Annotated in this window: 20 protein-coding genes and 1 tRNA gene; 8 read left to right on the top strand and 13 right to left on the bottom strand. The window is 66.8% G+C overall.

Going from position 1 to position 19,884, the window contains the following annotated elements:
• Position 1 precedes the first annotated feature (1 nt).
• From QGN17_RS13100 to QGN17_RS13090, 3 genes are all read right to left on the bottom strand, one after another.
• Positions 2 to 286, bottom strand: a complete 285-nt coding sequence (locus QGN17_RS13100; RefSeq protein ID WP_281044921.1) for a hypothetical protein — start codon at positions 284 to 286, stop codon at positions 2 to 4.
• 78 nt (positions 287 to 364) lie between these two features.
• Positions 365 to 1,777, bottom strand: coding sequence for a type I glutamate--ammonia ligase (glnA, locus tag QGN17_RS13095; RefSeq protein ID WP_281044920.1), 1,413 nt, complete (start codon positions 1,775 to 1,777; stop codon positions 365 to 367).
• Between the two features lie 46 nt (positions 1,778 to 1,823).
• Positions 1,824 to 2,162: a P-II family nitrogen regulator gene (locus QGN17_RS13090; RefSeq protein WP_022688254.1), complete on the bottom strand. Its 339-nt coding sequence runs from the start codon at positions 2,160 to 2,162 to the stop codon at positions 1,824 to 1,826.
• A 253-nt stretch (positions 2,163 to 2,415) separates the two neighbouring features.
• Between QGN17_RS13090 and QGN17_RS13085 the strand changes: the two genes are divergently transcribed.
• Positions 2,416 to 3,156 carry a phosphocholine cytidylyltransferase family protein gene (locus QGN17_RS13085; protein ID WP_281044919.1) on the top strand — a complete coding sequence of 247 codons (741 nt, stop codon included), beginning with the start codon at positions 2,416 to 2,418 and terminating at the stop codon, positions 3,154 to 3,156.
• Positions 3,157 to 3,193: 37 nt separating this feature from the next.
• Here the strand turns inward: QGN17_RS13085 and QGN17_RS13080 are convergent, their stop codons facing one another.
• Entirely contained in the window at positions 3,194 to 3,625 is a 432-nt protein-coding gene (locus QGN17_RS13080) for an HIT family protein (protein WP_281044918.1), read from the bottom strand.
• The gene (locus QGN17_RS13075) at positions 3,622 to 4,671 is read right to left on the bottom strand and encodes a CDP-alcohol phosphatidyltransferase family protein (RefSeq protein WP_281044917.1); all 1,050 of its coding nucleotides are present in this window, start codon (positions 4,669 to 4,671) and stop codon (positions 3,622 to 3,624) included. The genes QGN17_RS13080 and QGN17_RS13075 overlap by 4 nt, the downstream gene beginning before the upstream one ends.
• Positions 4,672 to 4,813: 142 nt before the next feature.
• Between QGN17_RS13075 and QGN17_RS13070 the strand changes: the two genes are divergently transcribed.
• Positions 4,814 to 5,539: an endonuclease V gene (locus QGN17_RS13070; RefSeq protein ID WP_281044916.1), complete on the top strand. Its 726-nt coding sequence runs from the start codon at positions 4,814 to 4,816 to the stop codon at positions 5,537 to 5,539.
• Positions 5,540 to 5,655: 116 nt separating this feature from the next.
• On the opposite strand, the gene QGN17_RS13065 is transcribed toward QGN17_RS13070, so the two are convergent.
• A complete protein-coding gene (locus QGN17_RS13065; RefSeq protein WP_281044915.1) occupies positions 5,656 to 6,192 on the bottom strand; it encodes a peroxiredoxin in 537 nt (178 codons plus the stop codon).
• A gap of 23 nt (positions 6,193 to 6,215) precedes the next feature.
• Positions 6,216 to 7,043, bottom strand: coding sequence for a type I methionyl aminopeptidase (map, locus tag QGN17_RS13060; RefSeq protein WP_281044914.1), 828 nt, complete (start codon positions 7,041 to 7,043; stop codon positions 6,216 to 6,218).
• Between the two features lie 48 nt (positions 7,044 to 7,091).
• Here map and QGN17_RS13055 point away from each other — a divergent pair, with 48 nt between their 5' ends.
• A complete protein-coding gene (locus QGN17_RS13055; RefSeq protein ID WP_281044913.1) occupies positions 7,092 to 7,850 on the top strand; it encodes a competence/damage-inducible protein A in 759 nt (252 codons plus the stop codon).
• Positions 7,851 to 7,872: 22 nt separating this feature from the next.
• On the opposite strand, the gene QGN17_RS13050 is transcribed toward QGN17_RS13055, so the two are convergent.
• Both QGN17_RS13050 and QGN17_RS13045 read right to left on the bottom strand, forming a co-directional pair.
• Positions 7,873 to 8,613, bottom strand: a complete 741-nt coding sequence (locus QGN17_RS13050) for a dienelactone hydrolase family protein (RefSeq protein ID WP_281044912.1) — start codon at positions 8,611 to 8,613, stop codon at positions 7,873 to 7,875.
• 58 nt (positions 8,614 to 8,671) lie between these two features.
• Complete coding sequence (locus tag QGN17_RS13045) at positions 8,672 to 10,330, bottom strand: FMN-binding glutamate synthase family protein (RefSeq protein ID WP_390902666.1); 1,659 nt, start codon at positions 10,328 to 10,330, stop codon at positions 8,672 to 8,674.
• A gap of 88 nt (positions 10,331 to 10,418) precedes the next feature.
• Between QGN17_RS13045 and QGN17_RS13040 the strand changes: the two genes are divergently transcribed.
• Both QGN17_RS13040 and QGN17_RS13035 read left to right on the top strand, forming a co-directional pair.
• A complete protein-coding gene (locus QGN17_RS13040; RefSeq protein WP_281044911.1) occupies positions 10,419 to 11,204 on the top strand; it encodes a DODA-type extradiol aromatic ring-opening family dioxygenase in 786 nt (261 codons plus the stop codon).
• Between the two features lie 21 nt (positions 11,205 to 11,225).
• Positions 11,226 to 13,550 carry a GH92 family glycosyl hydrolase gene (locus QGN17_RS13035; protein ID WP_281044910.1) on the top strand — a complete coding sequence of 775 codons (2,325 nt, stop codon included), beginning with the start codon at positions 11,226 to 11,228 and terminating at the stop codon, positions 13,548 to 13,550.
• Positions 13,551 to 13,561: 11 nt separating this feature from the next.
• On the opposite strand, the gene QGN17_RS13030 is transcribed toward QGN17_RS13035, so the two are convergent.
• A complete protein-coding gene (locus QGN17_RS13030; RefSeq protein WP_281044909.1) occupies positions 13,562 to 14,401 on the bottom strand; it encodes an HpcH/HpaI aldolase/citrate lyase family protein in 840 nt (279 codons plus the stop codon).
• A 160-nt stretch (positions 14,402 to 14,561) separates the two neighbouring features.
• Here QGN17_RS13030 and QGN17_RS13025 point away from each other — a divergent pair, with 160 nt between their 5' ends.
• Complete coding sequence (locus QGN17_RS13025) at positions 14,562 to 15,344, top strand: SDR family NAD(P)-dependent oxidoreductase (RefSeq protein ID WP_281044908.1); 783 nt, start codon at positions 14,562 to 14,564, stop codon at positions 15,342 to 15,344.
• A 6-nt stretch (positions 15,345 to 15,350) separates the two neighbouring features.
• On the opposite strand, the gene QGN17_RS13020 is transcribed toward QGN17_RS13025, so the two are convergent.
• Both QGN17_RS13020 and QGN17_RS13015 read right to left on the bottom strand, forming a co-directional pair.
• Positions 15,351 to 16,226: a sigma-70 family RNA polymerase sigma factor gene (locus QGN17_RS13020; RefSeq protein ID WP_281044907.1), complete on the bottom strand. Its 876-nt coding sequence runs from the start codon at positions 16,224 to 16,226 to the stop codon at positions 15,351 to 15,353.
• Positions 16,213 to 16,677, bottom strand: a complete 465-nt coding sequence (locus QGN17_RS13015) for a carboxymuconolactone decarboxylase family protein (RefSeq protein ID WP_281044906.1) — start codon at positions 16,675 to 16,677, stop codon at positions 16,213 to 16,215. The genes QGN17_RS13020 and QGN17_RS13015 overlap by 14 nt, the downstream gene beginning before the upstream one ends.
• A gap of 142 nt (positions 16,678 to 16,819) precedes the next feature.
• Between QGN17_RS13015 and QGN17_RS13010 the strand changes: the two genes are divergently transcribed.
• A tRNA-Gly gene (locus tag QGN17_RS13010) sits at positions 16,820 to 16,893 on the top strand.
• Positions 16,894 to 16,924: 31 nt separating this feature from the next.
• Positions 16,925 to 18,163, top strand: coding sequence for a TCR/Tet family MFS transporter (locus QGN17_RS13005; protein WP_281044905.1), 1,239 nt, complete (start codon positions 16,925 to 16,927; stop codon positions 18,161 to 18,163).
• Here QGN17_RS13005 and QGN17_RS13000 read toward each other — a convergent pair.
• Positions 18,160 to 19,875 (bottom strand): thiamine pyrophosphate-dependent enzyme, encoded by a 1,716-nt coding sequence (locus tag QGN17_RS13000; protein ID WP_281044904.1) that lies wholly within the window; start codon positions 19,873 to 19,875, stop codon positions 18,160 to 18,162. The two genes, QGN17_RS13005 and QGN17_RS13000, sit on opposite strands and share 4 nt — an antisense overlap.
• Between the last annotated feature and the right edge of the window lie 9 nt (positions 19,876 to 19,884).

Below are 19,884 nucleotides of genomic sequence, written 5' to 3'. Positions count from 1 at the left end.
ATCAGCAGGGTTTGAACAGGCCCTTGGAGTCCCGGCACAGCTTGGCCTTGCGAATGATCGCCGGCTTGGTGGGCGCGTCCGGTTTCGCGGCCGCCACCTGATCGCCCGTGCGCGCGGAAGCTTCAGGTGAGGATGCGACCCGTGGCCGTTTGTGCCGATCGGCGGTCTTGCTGGCCATGCCGGGTGGGCAGGGCGTGAACAGTCCCTTGGAATCGCGGCACAGCGGCGCCGCCTGGACGGCCCCGGCGCAGACCAGCCCGAGCGTGGCGGCAAGGATCAGGCGCATCTCAATTCCTCACAAAAGCAGAGCGCCCCGAAGTCTCCTCCGGGGCGCCCGCATTTCCATGATCGTGCGTGGAGCCGATCAGGCCGAATAGTACATGTCGTACTCGACCGGCGACGGGGTCATTTCCCAGCGCGCGACGTCGGCCCACTTCAGCTCGGCATAGGCCTCGATCTGGTCCTTGGTGAACACGCCGCCCTTGAGCAGGAAATCGTGGTCGGCCTCGAGCGAGTTCAGCGCCTCACGGAGCGAACCGCACACGGTCGGCACCTGGGCCAGCTCTTCCGGCGGCAGATCGTACAGGTTCTTGTCCATCGACTCGCCCGGATGGATCTTGTTCTCGATCCCGTCGAGGCCGGCCATCAGCAGCGCCGCATAGCAGAGGTACGGATTGGCCAGCGCGTCCGGGAAGCGGAACTCGACGCGCTTCGCCTTGGCGCCCGCGCCGTAGGGAATACGGCAGGAGGCCGAGCGGTTGCGCGACGAATAAGCGAGCAGCACCGGCGCCTCATAGCCCGGCACCAGACGCTTGTAGCTGTTGGTGGTCGGGTTGGTGAAGGCGTTGAGCGCCTTGGCGTGCTTGATCACGCCGCCGATGAAGTAGAGGCACATGTCGGACAGGCCGGCATAGCCGTCGCCGGCGAAGAGCGGCTTGCCGCCGTCCCAGATCGACATGTGGGTGTGCATGCCCGAGCCGTTATCTTCCTTGATCGGCTTGGGCATGAAGGTCGCGGTCTTGCCGTAGGCATGGGCGACCTGGTGGACCACATACTTGTAGATCTGCATGCGGTCGGCGGTGGTCACCAGCGTGCCGAAGGTGAGGCCGAGCTCGTGCTGGGCTGCGGCCACCTCGTGGTGGTGCTTGTCGCAGGGCAGGCCCATTTCGAGCATGGTCGAGACCATCTCGCCGCGGATGTCGACGGCGCTATCGACCGGCGCGACCGGGAAGTAGCCGCCCTTGGCGCGCGGGCGGTGGCCGAGGTTGCCGCCCTCATATTCGCGGCCGGTGTTGCCCGGCAGCTCGATGTCGTCGATCTTGTAGTAGCTCGACGAATAGCTGTTCTCGAACCGCACGTCGTCGAACATGAAGAATTCGGCTTCCGGGCCGACATAGACGGTGTCGCCGATGCCGGTCGACTGCAGGAACGCCTCGGCGCGCTTGGCGGTCGAGCGCGGATCGCGGGCATACAGCTCCCCGGTCGACGGCTCGACGATGTCGCACACCAGGATCAGCATCGGGGTCGCGGAGAAGGGATCGACCCAGATCGCGTCCAGATCCGGCTTCAGGATCATGTCGGACTCGTTGATGGCCTTCCAGCCCTCGATCGAGGAGCCGTCGAACATGAAACCGTCGGTCAGCTCGTCCTCACCGCAGACGCCGGACACCATGGTGAGGTGCTGCCACTTGCCCTTGGGGTCGGTGAAACGAAGATCGACCCATTCGATCTCCTTTTCCTTGATGAGCTTCAGAACGTCAGAGGCGGTGTTCGCCATGATGGGGTGCCCTTTCCCGCTTTTGGTAGATGATGGTTGGTTGAACTCAGACGGCGTCCGCGTCGCGCTCGCCGGTGCGGATGCGGATCGCGGTGTCGACAGGGAGAACGAAGATCTTGCCGTCGCCGATGCGGCCGGTCTGCGCCGCGTTCTGGATGGCCTCCACGACCTTGTCGGCCAGAGCATCGTCGACGACGACCTCCAGCTTCACCTTGGGGAGGAAATCCACGACATATTCGGCGCCGCGATAAAGCTCGGTATGGCCTTTCTGGCGGCCGAAGCCCTTGGCCTCGGTGACGGTGATGCCCGACACGCCCACCTCGTGCAGGGCTTCCTTCACCTCGTCCAGCTTGAACGGTTTGATGATCGCTTCGATCTTCTTCATGTCGTCGTGCGCTCCCTCCCCGCGAGCGTTGCTGCGGGTTCAATAAGCGTGCCATGTGCGGAGTCGCAAGCGGGGCGCGGCTCGCACGTGCAGCATTTGGCGAGTCTGCCTGATGACTGAGCAAAAATCGACTCCCCTGCACGCTTTTTAAGCAACGATCGGACCGCCGCGCTCCATTCGCCCGAGAGGTGTCGGCGAGCCGACTCAGCGGCATCGGATTGCCCGTATCCGGTGCGCGGGCTAAGGGCTGCGCATGATCGATCGTGCCATCATCCTCAGCGCCGGGCAGGGTTCGCGCCTGCTGCCGCTCACCGCCGAACGGCCCAAGTGCCTCATCGATTTCTCCGGCCGGACGCTGCTTGCGTGGCAGGTGGAGATGCTCGCCCGCCACGGCGTGACGCGTATCGATGTGGTCACCGGTTTCATGACCGACATGGTGGAGGCGGAACTGGTGCGGCTGCAGCGACCCGGCCTCACGCTGCGCACCCGCTTCAACCCCTTCTACAAGGTGGCGGACAATCTCGGCTCCTGCTGGATCGCGCGCGACGCGATGGACGGCGACTTCCTGATCCTGAACGGCGACACGCTGGTTTCGGACGGGATCGTCGAGCGCGTGCAGGCGGGTGGGGCTGGCTGGCCGATCGCCGTCACCGTCGATACCAAGCCCCATTACGACAGCGACGACATGAAGGTGACGCGCATCGGCGACCGGCTGGCGGCGATCGGCAAGACGCTGACCGCCGAACAGTCCAACGCCGAGTCGATCGGCTTCCTGGCCTTCCGGGGGGAGGGCGTGGCGCTGTTCCGCGACACCGTGGAAGCGTTCATGCGCACGCCGGCGGGCGTCGAGAACTGGTATCTCAAGATCATCGATTCGATCGCGCCGACCGGGAAGGTCGGCACCGTGTCGATCGAGGGACAGCACTGGGCCGAGGTCGACTTCCTCAACGACATCGAGGCGGCGACCAAATTGACCGACAGCTGGGCGGCTTGAGCGTCTGAATCCTCCCCCACCAGGGGGAGGATGAGGATCAATCTGGCCAAATCCCCTTCAGCCACGCCGTCCAGCTTGCGATCTGCGCATCGTCGAGTGCGGTCGCCGAGCCGAGATCGGGGGGCTTGGGCCAACCGCGATCAGGGAGGTCCACGCCATCCCGCTCGCGCGTGCCGTCGTAGCGCGGGATGACGTGGAAGTGGACGTGCGGGTCCACCATCATCAACATCAGATAATTGATCCGCTCGTAGCCGACGGCGACGGCCAGGACGCGCTCGATATCGGCGGTGATCGTTGCCAGCTCGGCATGGGCCTCGGGTGGAAGCGCGCCGAAAGCAATCGCGTCGGATTTGGCGGCAAGCACCAGCGATCCCAGCGTCGGCTGGGCGGGGCGCAGCAGTACGACCCAATGCGCATAGTCGCGGATCAGGGTGGCGGGGTGGCCGAACTTGGCGATGGTGGCGTTCATGGCTGCTGCTCCATCCAGCTGGCGAGCGCCCCGTGCCGCGCGCGCCAGGCATAGGCCTGCACGATCTGCACGGCGTGGACCACCACGGAAACCAGGGTCCACCCCGCGACCGCGACCAGCCCGAGATCGGGCCGCCCGGCGGTCAGCGATACGAACAGGATCACCATGTTCGGGTTCCGCCGCGCGGTAATCAGGCGGAAGCCGGTGTCGAAGCGGCGCCAGACGTGGATGTGCATCCCGAAGCGCCGCATGAAGATGCCTTCGATCAGCCGCTGCAGCCCGTAACCGCCGAGAATCGCGACCAGCACCCAGGCAAAGGTCGCGCCGGCCAGCGGATGCGCGGTGGCGGCGGTGCCGATGCCCCACGCCACCCACCAGAAGGGCGGGTGCACGATATCCACCCCATGATCGAGGATATTGCCCCATTTGGACGAGGTGACCGTGCAGCGCGCGAGCTTGCCGTCCACCGTGTCCAGCACCATGAAGACGAAGCCCGCGAGCAGCCCCCACCAGAAATAGCCCGTGCCGAACAGGAAGGTCGCCGCCACGCACAGAGCGATGCCGGTGCAGGTCACGGCGTTGGGCGACAGGCCCAGCCGCGCGGCGAGGCGGGTGAGGCCGAAGGCGATCTCCGGCCAGAGGAACTTGGTGAGGATGTCGGTGACGCCCTTGTAGGCGCCGTAATAGCTCCGCCGTTCGATATCGGCGGCGGTCTGCGGGGTCAGCGGCTCGATGAACGGACATTCGCGCTTGCGCAGCTGATGGTTGTAGAGCGTCGGCCGCGCGTCATAATCGATCACGGAAAGACCGGCTGCCAGCGGCTCGGCGAACGCGGTTTCAGCGGAGAGGCCGGCTGGCAGATTGGCCAGCACCTGTCGGCCGCTCGCCATCAGCACCGTGGCCGGTGTCGCGGCGATGTGACGAAACCACGCGGGATCGAACGCCCAAGCGGGATCGGCCCACAGGATCGCCATGCCGGCGCCGTCACCATCGGTCGCGATGCCGGCGGCACGGGCGAGGCGCGTGATGCGTTCGCCGTTGGTCATCTGCCAGATCCGGACGGGATTGGTGCCTGCGATCAGGAGACGGGTCGACGCGGGCAACGGGGTTCCTCGGATGGGCAGAACGGAAACGGTCTTGCTATGGCCGGGCCATCCGGTGTGCAAGCGGCGGAATGAGGGCGAAACCATGACGATCCCCGGCGACTGGCTGTCCCCGCCCGATCTCAAGGCCGCGACGGCGGCCCAGCGCGCAATCGCCGAGGCTTGCGAGACGCGCGACAGGATCAACTCCGTTCGCCTGCTCGCCGGCGCCGACACCTCGATGAAGTGGCGCGATTCCAGAGGCCCGATCCACGCCGCCATCGCGCCGCTGGCCTGGCCGGAGCGCGTGATCCTGCCGCCTGCCGTCGCAACGCGTATTCCGCCTTTCGCCTATGTGCCGGGCTATCTCGGCTTCCGCGAGGTCCCGGCGCTCGTCGCGGCGTGGGAGACGCTGGCGGAGAAGCCCGGCCTCCTCTTCGTCGATGGCCATGGCCGCGCGCATCCGCGGCGCTGCGGAATCGCGACGCATGTCGGCGTGCTGTTGGATGTGCCGGCGATCGGCGTCGCCAAGTCGATCCTGTGCGGGCGCGTAGAGGGCGATCTCGGCGAGGAACCCGGCTCGACAGCGCCGCTGGTCGATCGCGGCGAGGTGGTGGCGGTGGCTGTCAGGACGCGGGCGAGGGCACTGCCGGTCTATGTCGGGATCGGCCACCGCATTTCGCTGGAGACGGCGGTGGAATGGGTGCTGGCACTCAGCGAAGGCCGCCGTCTGCCGCTCCCGACGCGCCTTGCACACGATGCGGCGAACACGGCGCGACGGGCCTTCTCATCCTCCCCGCGCGAAGCGGGGGGAGGGGGACCGCTCGCGTAGCGAGTGGTGGAGGGGAAATGCGGAACGCCTGATAAGAGAAGACCGCCGGCTATCGCCGACGGCCCCTCCACCGCCTTCGGCGGTCCCCTCCCCATCTGCGATGGGGAGGATGAAGCTCAGCCCTTGTGGGCAGCCTTCCACTGCTTCACGGCATCCATCGTGCCGGTGACGTGGCCGGACGGGTCCATCGCCGAATAGCTGAAGATCACCTTGCCGTCGGGCGCGATCACATAGCTGGTGCGGTTGGAGCGCGCCGTCGAGGCGAGCTTCACGTCATAGTCGGCGATTACCTGCGCAGAGGCCGATCCGACCGCGAACTTGTTGCGGCACTCGGTAGTCGAGAATTTGTTGAGCACGTCGATCGGATCGGCCGACATGCCGATCACGGTGGCGCCGAGCTTCTTGAAGTCGTCGGTCGCCTCGGCGAAGTCGTGCGCCTCGACGGTGCAGCCCGAGGTGAAGGCGGCCGGATAGAAATAGAGCACGACCGGCCCCTTCTTGAGCGCGGCCTTGAGATCGAACGGCATCGCCTTGCCGGCGAGGCTCGCCTGCGTGGCGAATTCCGGCGCGGCGGCGCCGACCGGCAGCGCGGCGAAGGCCGGCGCGGTGCAGAAGGCAAGGGCGGCGGCGGCCGGGAGCAGGCTGAGCTTCATCGAAGGACTCTCCAGAAAGACGGTCAAGCGTAGGGCGGGTGATCCAGCCCCGTCGGGCTCTTCGTGAAAATCTGGCATCCGGTTTCAGTGATGCCGATCGAATGTTCGAATTGTGCCGAGAGCGAGCGGTCGCGCGTCACCGCCGTCCAGCCGTCGTCCAGCATCTTCACGTCGGGGCGGCCGATGTTGATCATCGGCTCGATCGTGAAGATCATGCCCGGCTTGAGCTCCGGCCCGGTGCCGGGGCGGCCGACATGCACGACCTCGGGCGCATCGTGGAAGACGCGGCCGACGCCGTGGCCGCAGAAATCGCGGACCACGCCGTAGCGATGCTTTTCGGCATGGACCTGGATGGCGTGGCTGATGTCGCCGAGGCGATTGCCCGGCTTCGCCTGCTCGATGCCGAGCATCAGGCATTCGTAGGTGACGTCGACCAGCCGCTTCGCCTTGATCGGCACGTCGCCGACCAGAAACATGCGGCTGGTGTCGCCGTGCCAGCCGTCCAGCACCGGGGTCACGTCGATATTGACGATGTCGCCGTCCTTCAGGACCTTGTCGCCGGGAATGCCGTGGCAGACGACATGGTTGATCGAGGTGCAGCAGCTCTTGGTGAAGCCGCGATAGCCGAGCGTGCCGGGCACGCCACCCGCATCCAGCGTCATCCGCCGTACGATGTCGTCCAGCGCCTCGGTGGTGACGCCGGGCACCACATGCGGCACCAGCGCGTCTAGGATCGTCGCTGCGAGCTGGCCGGCAGCCTGCATGCCCTCGAAGGCAGCGGCATCGTAAAGCTTGATCGCGCCATCGCGCTCGATCGTGTCGTCCGCGGTTACGGTGATATATTGCGTCATGCGCGTGCATATAGCGCTTGGGGCGGCCAAGCGCTATGCCGGCCCGCGATGGACGACACGCGCATCTGGACCGCCGGCATCGTGGTGATCGGCGACGAGATCCTCTCCGGCCGGACGCAGGACAAAAACGTCTCCCAGATCGGCCTGTGGCTCAACCTGCAGGGCATCCGCCTGAAGGAGGTCCGCGTCGTCGCCGACGACATGGGCGCGATCGCCGAGGCGGTGACGACGATCGCCGGCCGCTACGATTACTGCTTCACCACCGGCGGCATCGGCCCGACCCACGACGATATCACGGTGGACGCGATCGCCGCCGCTTTCGGCCTCGGCGTCGAGATCCATCCGCGCGCTCGCGCCATCCTGGAGGCCTATTACGAGACCCGTGGCGGGGTGAACGAGGGCCGCCTGCGCATGGCACGAGTGCCCGCGGGCGCCAGCCTGATCGAGAACCGCATCTCCGGCGCGCCGGGCATCCGGCTGAACAACGTCTTCATCCTTGCCGGCGTGCCCCACATTGCCGGCCAGATGATCGACGCGCTCACCGGAACGCTGGAAGGGGGCAAGCCGCTCCTGTCCGCCACGCTGGGCAGCTGGGCGCCGGAGAGCGAGGTCGCCGACATCCTGCGCCATGCCGAGAAGAGCCACGAGGGCTGCCAGATCGGCAGCTATCCCTTCTTTCGCGAGGGGCGGGTGGGCGCCAATTTCGTGATCCGGTCGACCGAGCCGGACAGGCTCGATCGCTGTGCCGCCGATCTCGCCGCCGATCTGGCGGGCGTCGGCTTCGAGACGGTGCCGGGCGGGATCTAGTTCCCGCCCGACCGTTGCAGTGTCAGCCGAGATTACGCGCGAACAGCGCCAGCATCTCGCGCCAGCCGCGCTCGGCGGCTTCCTCGTTGTAGATCGGGAAGTCCGGCTTCATCCAGCCGTGCAGCGCGCCCGGATAGATTTCGGCGCGATAGGTCACGCCCGCCTCGTCGAAGGCGGCCTTCACCTTCTCGTGCATCTCGGGCGGGTAGCTGTGATCGTTGTCGGCACCGGCCACGTAGATCTCGCCGGTGATCTTCGGGGCGAAGAGGTGCGGGCTGTTCGGCTTGTCCGTCGCGAGGTTGCCGCCGTGATAGCTCGCCGCCGCGGCGATGCGATCGGGGTAGGTTCCCGCCGCCGCCAGCGCCATGCCGCCGCCCATGCAGAAGCCGACCGTGCCGACCTTCCCGCCCTTCACGTCATCGCGCGTGTCGAGATAGTCGAGATACTGGCGGGTATCGGCGGCCGCCTGGGTCGGTCCGGTCTTTTCCATCAGCGGGCCGATGATCTTCATGAACTCGCCCTTGGCGAACACCTCGGTCGGCGTCGGGATGTCGTAGGGGATGGAGCGGTAGAAAAGATCGGGCAGCAGCGCGAGATAGCCGTTCTCTGCCAGGCGAGACGCAATGCCGAGCAGCGCGGGGCGCATCCCCAGCGCGTCCATGTAGATGATGACGGCCGGCCAGGGGCCGGTGCCCTCCGGAGTCACCACGTAGGTCGGGCAATCGCCGTCGGCGGTGCGGATCGTAACCTGTTCCTGAGCCATGTTCATCCTCGTTACGCTTACCCCTCGGCCGACCGGTTGGCCGCCGGGGGCGTGATCGTCAAGCCGGCATGCGGCGGCGGAAGCTGTCCGGATCGGCGGCGTCCCACCAGCGACGCAGCGTGTCGTGGGAGGTTCCCGCGATCAGCTCCCCGTCCTCCACGAAAGGATAGATTTCGTTCATCTGCTTCATCTCGGCGACGTTGATCCGCTGGCGCAGGTGGCCCGGCTGGAAGTCGCTGGGCGAATCGAGCCCCGCCGCGACGACGATCTCGTGCAGCGCGTTGATCGTCGATTTGTGGAAGCGCGCCACCCGTTCGGCCTTCTCGGGCACGACGAGGCCGCGCTGGCGGGCGGGGGACTGGGTGGCGACGCCGGTCGGGCAGAGATCGGTGTGGCACTTCATCGACTGCACGCAGCCCAGCGAGAACATGAAACCCCGCGCCGCATTGCACCAGTCCGCCCCCAGCGCCGCGTTCATCGCGATCGCCGCGCCGGACGTGACCTTACCAGACGCGGCGAGCCTGATCTTGCCCTTCAGCCCCGCACCGACCAGCGCGTTGCGCGCGATGATCAGGCCTTCGCGCAGCGGCATCCCGACGCGATCCGACAATTCGGTCGGCGCTGCGCCGGTGCCGCCCTCGGCGCCATCGATCACGATGAAATCGAGCAGGATGCCGGTCGCCAGCATCGCCTTCACCACCGCCATCAGTTCGTGCGGGAAGCCGACGCACAGCTTGATGCCGACCGGCTTGCCGCCGGACAGATCCCGCATCTTTGCGGCGAACTCGAGCAGTTCCTTGGGCGTCGAGAAGGCGCTATGGCCCGGCGGCGACAGGCAATCCTCACCCTCGGTTACGTCGCGGGTCTTCGCGATCTCGGGCGTCACCTTGGGGCCGGGCAACATGCCGCCATGACCGGGCTTGGCGCCCTGGCTCAGCTTGATCTCGGTCATCTTGACTTGATCGTTCTGCGCCTTGTCGCGGAACTTGTCCGCATCGAAGCGCCCATCCTCGGTTCGCGCGCCGAAATAGCCCGATCCGAGCTCCCAGACGATGTCGCCACCATGCTTCAGATGGTAGGGGGACAGCCCGCCCTCTCCGGTATCATGGTAGAAGCCACCGATCTCGGCCCCCTTGTTCAGCGCCTCGATCGCATTGGCGCCGAGCGCACCGAAGCTCATCGCCGATATATTGAGGCGCGATGCCGAATAGGGCTTGGCGCATTGATCGCTGCCCACCACGACGCGCATATCCTTGGGCGCGTGCGGATTGGGTGCGATCGAATGCGCCAGCCACTCATATTCGCCCGAATAGACGTCCAGCTCCGTGCCGAAGGGGTGCGCATCCACATCGCCCTTGGCGCGGGCATAGACCAGTGAGCGCTCGTCGATCGAGAAGGGGCGGCCCTCCAGATTGCTCTCGACGATATAGGCGCGCAGGAAAGGCCGCAGCCATTCGAAGAACCAGCGGATGTGCGCGGAGGCCGGAAAGTTGCGGCGCAGGCTGTGTTCGGACTGGACGAGATCGACCAGTGCCACCGCCAGCAGCGGCAGCGTCACCACCAGCAGCCACAGCAGGTGCGGATGCGAGCGCGCGAACAGCACCAGCACGATCGTCGCGGCGAGACTGCCCCAGAGCACCAGATTGCGCTCGAAGCCTCGGTCGCTGAACAGCGCCGCGCCGATATTCGCCCTTCCCGATCCAGCCTTGTCCGCCACTCGTCGGCCTCCCTGTGTTCCACCGAGCCTAGCGCCCGGCCCGCCCCCGCACCATATGCGGGAACGATCGTTGCGTTACGGAGACGAAATGCGCCAGCCCAGCCTTTATATCCCGCACGGTGGCGGTCCCTGCTTCTTCATGGACGATCCGCGCGGCACCTGGACGGGTATGGAGGCCTTCCTCCGTGATCTGCCGAAGTTGCTACCGGAGCGGCCGAAGGCGATCCTGATCTGTTCGGGCCATTGGGAAACCGAGGGCTTTGCCTTCACGGCCGGCGCCAATCCGGAACTGATCTTCGATTATTACGGATTCCCGCCGCACACCTATGAGCTGACCTATCCCGCGCCCGGCGATCCGGTGCTGGCGGCGAAGGCGGCCGGGTTGCTGTCGGCGGCAGGGATGCCGGCCAGCCTCGATGTGACGCGCGGGATCGACCATGGCGTGTTCGTGCCGCTCAAGGTGGCGTTCCCCGATGCTGATATTCCGGTGGTGGAGATGTCGACCGACCTGCGTATGGACCCCGCCGAGCATATCGGCGCCGGCCGCGCGCTCGCTCCTTTGCGCGACGAGGGCGTGCTGATCGTCGGCGCGGGGATGAGCTTCCACAACATGCGCGGCTATGGGCGGACCTCCTCCACCGAGCCGTCGCGCCAGTTCGACGGCTGGCTGGCCGACGCGGCGACCGCCGATGCGGCTGTTCGATCGGACGCGCTGGCGCGCTGGGCCGATGCACCGTCCGGCCGCTTCGCCCACCCGCGCGAGGAACATCTGCTACCGCTGATGATCGCGGCCGGCGCCAGCGAGGCGGCGGGTGAGCGCATCTACAGCGAACTGGTGATGGAAACCGCGATCTCGGGCTTCCGCTTCGCCTGACACAATGCTGTAAGGGCGGGCATGTCCAGCGTCCGTCCCCTCGCTTCCGTCGCCCTTTCTGCTCTGGCCCTGATCCTCGCCGCGCCGGCTTTCGCCTCGCCGGGCTACGATGCGGTCGATCCGATGATCGGCACCAGCGGTGGCGGCCACACCTATCCGGGCGCGTCGGCCCCGTTCGGGATGGTGCAGCTTTCGCCCGACACCGACACCAGCTGCGTGATCCGCGCCTGCTACGCCCACGCGGCGGGCTATCAATATGACGATCCGACCATCCAGGGCTTCAGTCACACCCATTTCTCGGGCGCAGGGCATAGCGATCTCGGCGATTTCCTCGTCATGCCTGTCTCGGGCGACACCGTGCTGCTGGAACCGGGCGATCCGGCCAAGCCCGGTTCCGGCTACCGCTCGCGCTTCGATCACAAGACCGAGGAGGCGCACCCCGGCTACTACGCCGTCACCCTCTCCGACGCGCATGTCCGCGCCGAGATGGCGGCTGGCACGCGGATCGGCGTGCATCGCTACACCTTCCAGTCGGGCGACGCCGCGCACCTGATTCTCGACCTGCGTACCTCGCTCTACAATTATCCGGGCAAGACGCTGTGGTCGTCGATCCGACTGCGGCCCGACGGTACGATCACCGGCTGCCGCCAGACGCGCGGCTGGGCGCCGGACCGGGTGCTGTGCTTCGCGATGCGCTTCTCCGCGCCGTTGAAGGACCACGCCTTCGTCAGTACCGAGACCGACGTCGCCTACAAGGGCTTCCAGGGGCCGGGGCGGGGCACCGACGACCTCGCCGAGCTGCAGGGCCGCGCGATCGTCGCCCGGTTCGATTTCGGCACGCTGGCCAAGCCGCTGGAGGTGAAGGTCGCCATTTCCTCGGTGGACGAGGCGGGCGCGATCGCCAATCTCGACAGCGAGCCGGGCGATTTCGACGCCGTTCGTGCCAAGACGAAAGCCGCTTGGGAGCAGGCGCTGGGCGCCGTCGATCTCGATGCCCCGACGGCGATGAAGACCAACCTCTACACCGCGCTCTACCACGCGCTGCTGGCGCCTTCGGTGGCGAGCGACGTGGACGGGCGCTACCGGGGCACCGACAATCAGGTGCACGAGGCGAAGGACTTCACCTTCCGCTCGACCTTCTCGCTGTGGGATACGTTCCGCGCCGAGCATCCGCTGCTCACCATCATCCAGCCCGAGAAGACCAACGCCGACTTCATCCGCTCGCTGGTCGAGAGCCAGAAGCAGAGTCCGTTCGGCATCCTCCCCGTCTGGCAATATCAGGGCCGCGAGACGTGGTGCATGATCGGCTACCACGCCGTCCCCGTCATCGCCGACGCTTACCTCAAGGGCATCAAGGGCTTCGATGCGGACGAGGCGCTGAAGGCGATGGTCGCGAGCGCCACCTACGGCCCCTATGGCGGCCTCGTCGATTACATGAAGCTCGGCTACGTCCCGATCGACAAGGAGCCGGAGGCCGCGTCCAAGACGGTCGAGTACGCCTATGACGACTGGACCATCGCGCAGATGGCCAAGGCGATGGGCAAGGCCGACATCGCCGCCACCTTCACCAAGCGTGCGGGCAACTGGCGCAACGGCTTCGACCCCAAGACCGGCTGGGTTCGCGCCCGGCTCTCCAACGGCAAGTTCCGCGAGCCGTTCGATCCCGTCTCGATCAAATACGGCTCCGACTACACGGAGGGCAATGCGTGGCAATATAGCTGGTTCATGCCGCAGGACGAAGGCGGCCTGATCCGCGCGCTCGGCGGCGATGCGAAGACCGTCGCCAAGCTCGACGCGATGTTCGGCTACGACAACAGCAAGCTCGATTACTCAAGCTCCGAGGATATCGCCGGCCTGATCGGCCAGTATATCCACGGCAACGAGCCGAGCCATTCGGTCGCCTATCTCTACAGCTACGCCGGCCAGCCTTGGCGCACGCAGGAGCGGCTGAAGCAGATCGTCGACAGCCAGTACAAGCCGACGCCCGACGGGTTCGAGGGCAATGACGATCTCGGGCAGATGTCGGCATGGCTGATGTTCACCGGCCTCGGCTTCTACCCGGTGACGCCGGGCAGCCTGCAATATGTGATCGGCCGTCCCTTCGTCGATCACGCCACGCTCAATCTACCCAATGGCAAGCGCTTCGCGATCGTGACCGAGGGGCTGGGGGATGCGCACCCCTATGTCGGCAAGGTCACGCTGAACGGGAAGCCGCTGACGAAGGGTTTCATCACCCACGCCGATATCGAGGCGGGCGGCGAGCTGCGCTTCACCATGTCGGCCACGCCCAACAAGACGTGGGCGACGGCGAAGGCGGATCGGCCTTTCTCGATGTCCGGTTACTGAGGGGCGGGCGCTCAGGCCATCGCGACGGTGCGTTCGGCTTGTGCGAGGTGCAGCCGCTCGACCATCCGGCCATCGACCCGGATCGCGCCCTTCGAGGCGTTTTCGGGCAGCGCGAAGGCGGCGATGATCGTGCGCGCCCAGTCGAGCGCGGCGGCGTCCGGCGTGAAGGCGCGGTTGCACGGATCGATCTGGCGCGGGTGGATCAGCGTCTTGCCGTCGAAGCCGAAGGTGACGGCCTGCCGCGCCTGCACCGCGAAACCCTCGTCATCGTCGAGATCGTTGTAGACGCCGTCGAGAACGATCAGCCCGTAAGCGCGCGCCGCCGCCACCGCGAGGCCGAGCGCGCTGACGAAGGGGGTGCGCAGCGTATCGAGATGCGCCCCGGTTTCCTTGGCGAGATCGTTGGTGCCGATCACGAAGCCGGCCAGCCCCGTCTCGGGCGCGGTCGCGGCGATCGCATCGAGCCGGAACAGAGACAGCGCGGTTTCCACCATCGCCCAGAGCGGAATCGCGCGACCACCGAGATGTCCGGCATAGCGCCGCACGTCGTCCGCCGTGCTGACCTTGGGCGCGAGGATCGCGTCCGGGGCGACGGCCGCCGTCGCCGCCAGATCGTCCGCACCCCATTCGGTGTCGAGGCCGTTCACCCGGATCACCAGTTCGCGCGATCCGAAGCCGCCCTCGCGCACCGCTGCGACGGCCTGTTCGCGTGCCACCGCTTTGGCATCAGGGGCCACGGCATCCTCCAGATCGAGGATAACCACATCGCAATCGAGCGTGCGCGCCTTGGCGATCGCCTTGGCGTTGGAGGCCGGCATGTAGAGCGCGCTGCGGCGGGGCTTGTACGGCATGGCGGACCCTTTCGCTGAAGATGGGCATCGCATGTCGCTTGAGCGACGCGGCGGCAAGAGGCAAAATCGGTTTGGGGGCACCCTAGAAAATCACGCCCGGCGCGGCTTGTCGCGATGCGGGCGCCGCCTACCTCCGGTGCCAAACCAAAGGAGCTTCCCCATGGATCTGAAACTCACCGGCAAGACCGCCATCGTCACCGGATCGACCGCCGGCATTGGCCTTGCCATCGCCGAGCGGCTTGCCGCCGAGGGCGTCGAGGTCACGATAACCGGCCGCAGCCAATCCAAGCTCGACGCCGCCGCCGAGCAGATCGCCAAGGTTGGCAAAGTCAACCCGGTCCTCGCCGATCCCGCCACGGCCGAAGGCGCCGCCGCGCTCATCGCCGCCGTTCCGGAGGCCAACATCCTCGTCAACAACCTCGGTATCTACGAAGCCAAGGCCTTCACCGACATCAGCGATGCCGACTGGCACCATCTGTTCGAGGTCAACGTCGTCTCCGGCGCGCGGCTCGCCCGCCACTATTTCCCGAAGATGCTGGCGAAGGATTGGGGGCGGGTGATCTTCATCTCGTCCGAAAGCTCGCTCGTCATTCCCGAGGAGATGATCCACTACGGCACCACCAAGACCGCCCAGCTCGCCATCGCGCGCGGCCTCGCCCAGCAGACCAAGGGTACGGGCGTGACGGTCAACACGGTGATGCCGGGGCCGACGCGTTCGGAAGGCATCGTCGATTTCGTCAAAAGTGTGCTGCCCGAGGCGAAGTCCGACGAGGAAGCCGAAACGTTGTTCTTCGAGAAGATGCGCCCGCTGTCGCTGATCAAGCGTTTCATCGAGGCGGATGAGATCGGTGCGATGGTGACTTTTCTCGCCAGCCCGCTCGCCGCCGTCACAAACGGTGCCGCGATCCGTGCAGAGGGCGGCATCGTGCCCACGATCGCCTGAGGCTGCTCACTCCTTCCCGACAAGCGCTGCCACATGGCCGAGCTTGTCGGGGTTGCGGGTGATGTAGATGCCGACGATGCGGCCGTCGCGGATGTCGAGCGCCGTCGTCTGCAGCAACTGGCCGCGATCAATGCTGACATAACCAGGCAGGCCGTCGATCGTGGCGAGGCGCAGCAATTCGGGGCGATAGGCGTGCTTGCGCGCCAGCCCTGCGAACAGACGGAGCATCTTCGCCAGTCCCCGGATCGGATTGTGGAAGGCGAGCACCTTCCCGCCGCCGTCCGAATACAGCACCACGTCCTCCGCCAGCATCGTGCGCAGGCCGGTGACATCGCCGTCGCGGGCGGCGACGAAGAAGGCGCGGGTGATCCGCTCCGCATCCGCCTGTTCCACCGCGTAGCGCGGCTTCGCCTCCTGCACGTGCCGGCGCGCCCGCGACGCGAGCTGGCGGACCGCCGCCGCATCGCGATCCAGCGTACCGGCGACATCGCCCAGCGGCACGCCGAACACGTCGTGAAGCAGGAACGCGGCGCGCTCCAGGGGTGAAAGCCGCTCCAGCGCCAGCATCAGGGTGAGCGTGATGTCGTCGGCCTGATCCTCGTCCTCGGTCGGGCCGACCAGCGGATCGGGCAGCCATGCCCCCACATAGGTTTCGTGCCGGGCACGGGCGGAGCGCATCTGGTCGAGGCACAGCCGCGTCACGATCCGCGTGAGATAGGCGGCCGGCTGATCGACCGACAGCTCGACGCGCGACCAGCGCAGCCACGCATCCTGCACGACATCCTCGGCCTCGGCGAGCGAGCCGAGCATGCGATAGGCGAGGCGCAGCAGCCGCGGCCGCTGCGCCTCGAACACTTGCGACGTCGCGTCAGGCGACTTCACGGGCACGCTCGACCGGATGATCGGCGCGCATGCCGATCGCCAGCCGGTTCCAGGCGTTGATCGCGCCGATCATCAGGGTCAGCTGCACCTGCTCGGCTTCGCTGAACGCGCCCTTGAGGATGTCGTAATCGGCGTCCGGCGCATGGGTGTCGGCGACGCGGGTCAGCGCCTCGGTCCACGCCAAAGCGGCGCGCTCGCGGGGGCTGTAGAGCGAGGATTCGTGCCACGCATCCAGCATATACAGCCGCATCTCGCTCTCGCCCATCTTGCGCAGGTCGGTCGCGTGCATGTGGATGCAGAAGGCGCAGCCGTTGATCTGCGAGGCGCGCAGCTTGACCAGATGCTGGATCGTCGCCTCGATGCCGCTGTCGGCGAAGCTCTGCTCCAGCGCCATCATCGCCTTGATGCTGGCGGGGGCGAAATTGTAATAGTTGCGGACACGCTGTGTCATGGTCTGTCTCCGAAGCGTGCACCCTGCACGCACACCGACAAGACGAGGCGGCCCGGCCGGGATGTGACATGGCCTGCCAAAAAATTTGCGCGAGACTGTGCGTTGACCGCCAAGCCCCGCCTGTGGCAAGCGGTCCCGCCGGGCGGGTGTAGCTCAATGGTAGAGCAGAAGCTTCCCAAGCTTACGACGAGGGTTCGATTCCCTTCACCCGCTCCAGCGTTACCGAAAGCCTGAGGGGGGCTTCAGCGTGAACGGCCGACCCTCGTCCGCCAGTGCCGCGCGATTCGTTGCGGCGACGATCTTCATCGATGCGATCGGCTTCGGCATCATCATGCCGGTGCTGCCGACTTTGATCATGAAGCTCGATCACGGGACGCTGTCCGAAGCGACGCGGATCGGCGGGTGGCTGTGGCAGACCTATGCCGTCGTGCAATTCGTGTGCGGGCCGCTGATCGGCGGGCTGGGGGATCGGTTCGGGCGGCGAAAGGTGCTGCTCGGCTCGCTCGGCGGCATGGCGCTCGATTATCTGGTACTGGGTTTCTCACCCTCGATCGGCTGGCTGTTCCTCGGCCGCTTCCTCGCCGGCATCTTCGGTGCCTCCTATGCGCCCGCCATGGCCGCGCTCGCCGACATTTCGAGCGCGGAGGATCGCGCCAAGGCGTTCGGCCAGATCAGCGCGGCGTTCGGCATCGGCTTCGTGGTCGGCCCGGCGCTCGGCGGGCTGCTCGGCGGGATCGGTCCGCGATGGCCCTTCTACGCGGCGGCAGCGCTGGCGGCCTTGAACTTCGTCTACGGCCTCACCGTCTTTCCCGAGACGCTGCCGCCCGAACGACGCCGTACGCTGGAGCTGAAGCGGCTCAACCCGCTCGGCGCGCTGAAGGCGATCGGCCACGCCCCGGCGGTGCTGCCGCTCGTCGCGGCCTATTTCTTCTGGCAGCTGGCGGTGATGGTCTATCCGGTGACCTGGGCCTATTACGCGATCGCGAGCTTCGGCTGGTCGAGCGGGGTGATCGGGCTTTCGCTCGCCGTCTCCGGCCTCGGCATGGCGACGGTGCAGATGCTGCTGGTCGGCCGCATCGTGAAGCGCTTCGGCGAGCGGCGCGCGGTGATGATCGGTCTGACCGCGGCCTGTCTGGCCTTCGCCGGCTACGCGCTGACCCGATCGACCGCGATCGTCTTCTGCCTACTGGCGGTGAGCGCCTTCCAGAGCCTCGTCCAGCCCTCATTGATGGCGATGATGTCGAAGCGGGTCGCGGCCGACCAGCAGGGCGAGCTGCAGGGCCTCAACGCCAGCGTCGGCGCGCTGGGCGCGATCCTGGCGCCATTCATGCTGGCGCAGCCGCTCGCCTGGTTCACCGGCCCGCACGCGCCCTTCTACTTTCCGGGCGCGGCCTTCGTCGTCTCGGTGATGACGGGGCTGACGGCGATGGCGATCATCGCCGCCACACCCCGCGCGGAGCCTCAGACGGCGCCAGAACCTGCCTAGTTCAGCAGATTCTCCTTGATCAGGCCGAACACGTCCTTGGCCCTGCCTCCCAGCACCGCCTTCGCGCCGTAGAGCGACATGCCGAACACCTGGCTCGCCTCGATCTTCGGCGGCATGACCAGTTCGTTCTTGTCGACCACGACGTCCAGTAGGGCCGGGCCGGGCGCCGCGAGCCAGTCCCGCACCGCCGCCTCGACATCGTCACCCTGTTCGACGCGGCGGCCCCAGAGGCCCATCGCCTCGGCCACGCGTGCGAAATCGGGGTTGTGGAGATCGGTATAGGTCTCGATCAGGCCTTCCACCTTCTGTTCCAGCTCGACGAAGCCCAGCGAGCTGTTGTCGAACACGCAGACCTTGATCGGCAGTTTCTCCTGCACGGCGGTCAGCAGATCGCCGATCAGCATCGAGATGCCGCCGTCGCCGGACAGCGCGATCACCTGCCGGTCGGGGTAGGCGGCCTTGGCGCCCAGCGCCTGCGGCATGGCGTTGGCCATCGTGCCGTGGGTGAGCGAGATCACCGTTCGATTGGCGCCGGTCGCCGCGACGTGGCGCAGGCACCAGACCATCGGCGAGCCGCCATCCGCCGTATAGATCGCATCGGGGGCGGCGAGGCGCGAGATCGTCTCGGTCAGATATTGCGGATGGATCGCGCCGCCCTTGCCGGTGACGGAGCGCTTCTCCAGCCGCGCCAGCGCTTTCCTGCGATGTTCCAGGCACTCGTCGAGGAAAGCGCGCTCGTCCCGTGCGCGGATGCGGGGCAGTAGCGCGTCGAGCGTCGGCGCGATGTCGCCGACCGCGCCGATGTCGATCGGATGCCGGCGGCCGAGATGGGTGCCATCGGCATCGATCTGGATGATCGTGGCATTGTCGGGATAGAATTGCCGCCACGCGAAATCGCAGCCGAGCAGCAGCAGCGTGTTGCATTCCTTGAGCGCGTGATAGCCGCTCTCGATCCCGAAGATGCCGGTCATGCCGACGTCGAACGGGTTGGCGGGTTCGAGGAAATCCTTGGCGCGCGATGTGTGGGCGACGGGCGCGCCCAGCCGCTCGGCCAGCGCGATCACCGGGTCATGAGCCTTCTGGCAGCCCGAGCCGCCGTAGATGGCGATCTTGCCGCCGCGATTGAGCGCGGTGGCGATGCGGTCCAGCTCGGTGTCCGAGGGGATGGTGACCGGCTGTGCGCGGTGCACGGCGAAGGCCGGTTCGGCGGGGGCCGTCGAGGCCGAGACGTCGGCGGGCACGATCAGCACCGCGACGCCGCGTTTCGCCAAAGCCGCCTGCGCCGCCATCGCCGTCTTGCGGCGGGCCTGCGCCGGCGTGCGGATCTCCTCGCAGAAGACGCTCACCGAGGCATAGACCGCCTTGAAGTCGATCTCCTGCGGGAAATCGAAGCCGAGCTCATCGCGCACGATCTGGCTGGCGATCAGCACCACCGGCGCGCGGTTGCGGTGGCTTTCGGCGAGGCCGTTGATGAAGTGCAGGCTGCCCGGTCCGCACGATCCCGCGCAGGCGGCGAGTTCGTCGGTGAGCATCGCGTCGGCGCCGGCCGCGAAGCCGCCCGCTTCCTCGTGCCGGACATGCACCCAGCGGATCGAACTGTCGCGGATCGCATCGGTGACGTGATTCAGGGTGTCGCCCGGCACGCCGTAGCAGCGCTTGACGCCCGCCTGCTCCAGCGTCTCGACGATGATTTCGGCGACAGTGCGGGACATGAGCAGGCT

It is taken from the genome of Sphingomonas oryzagri, from assembly GCF_029906645.1.
Classification (GTDB): Bacteria; Pseudomonadota; Alphaproteobacteria; order Sphingomonadales; family Sphingomonadaceae; genus Solisphingomonas; species Solisphingomonas oryzagri.
This window is presented reverse-complemented; position numbering and strand designations above follow the sequence as displayed.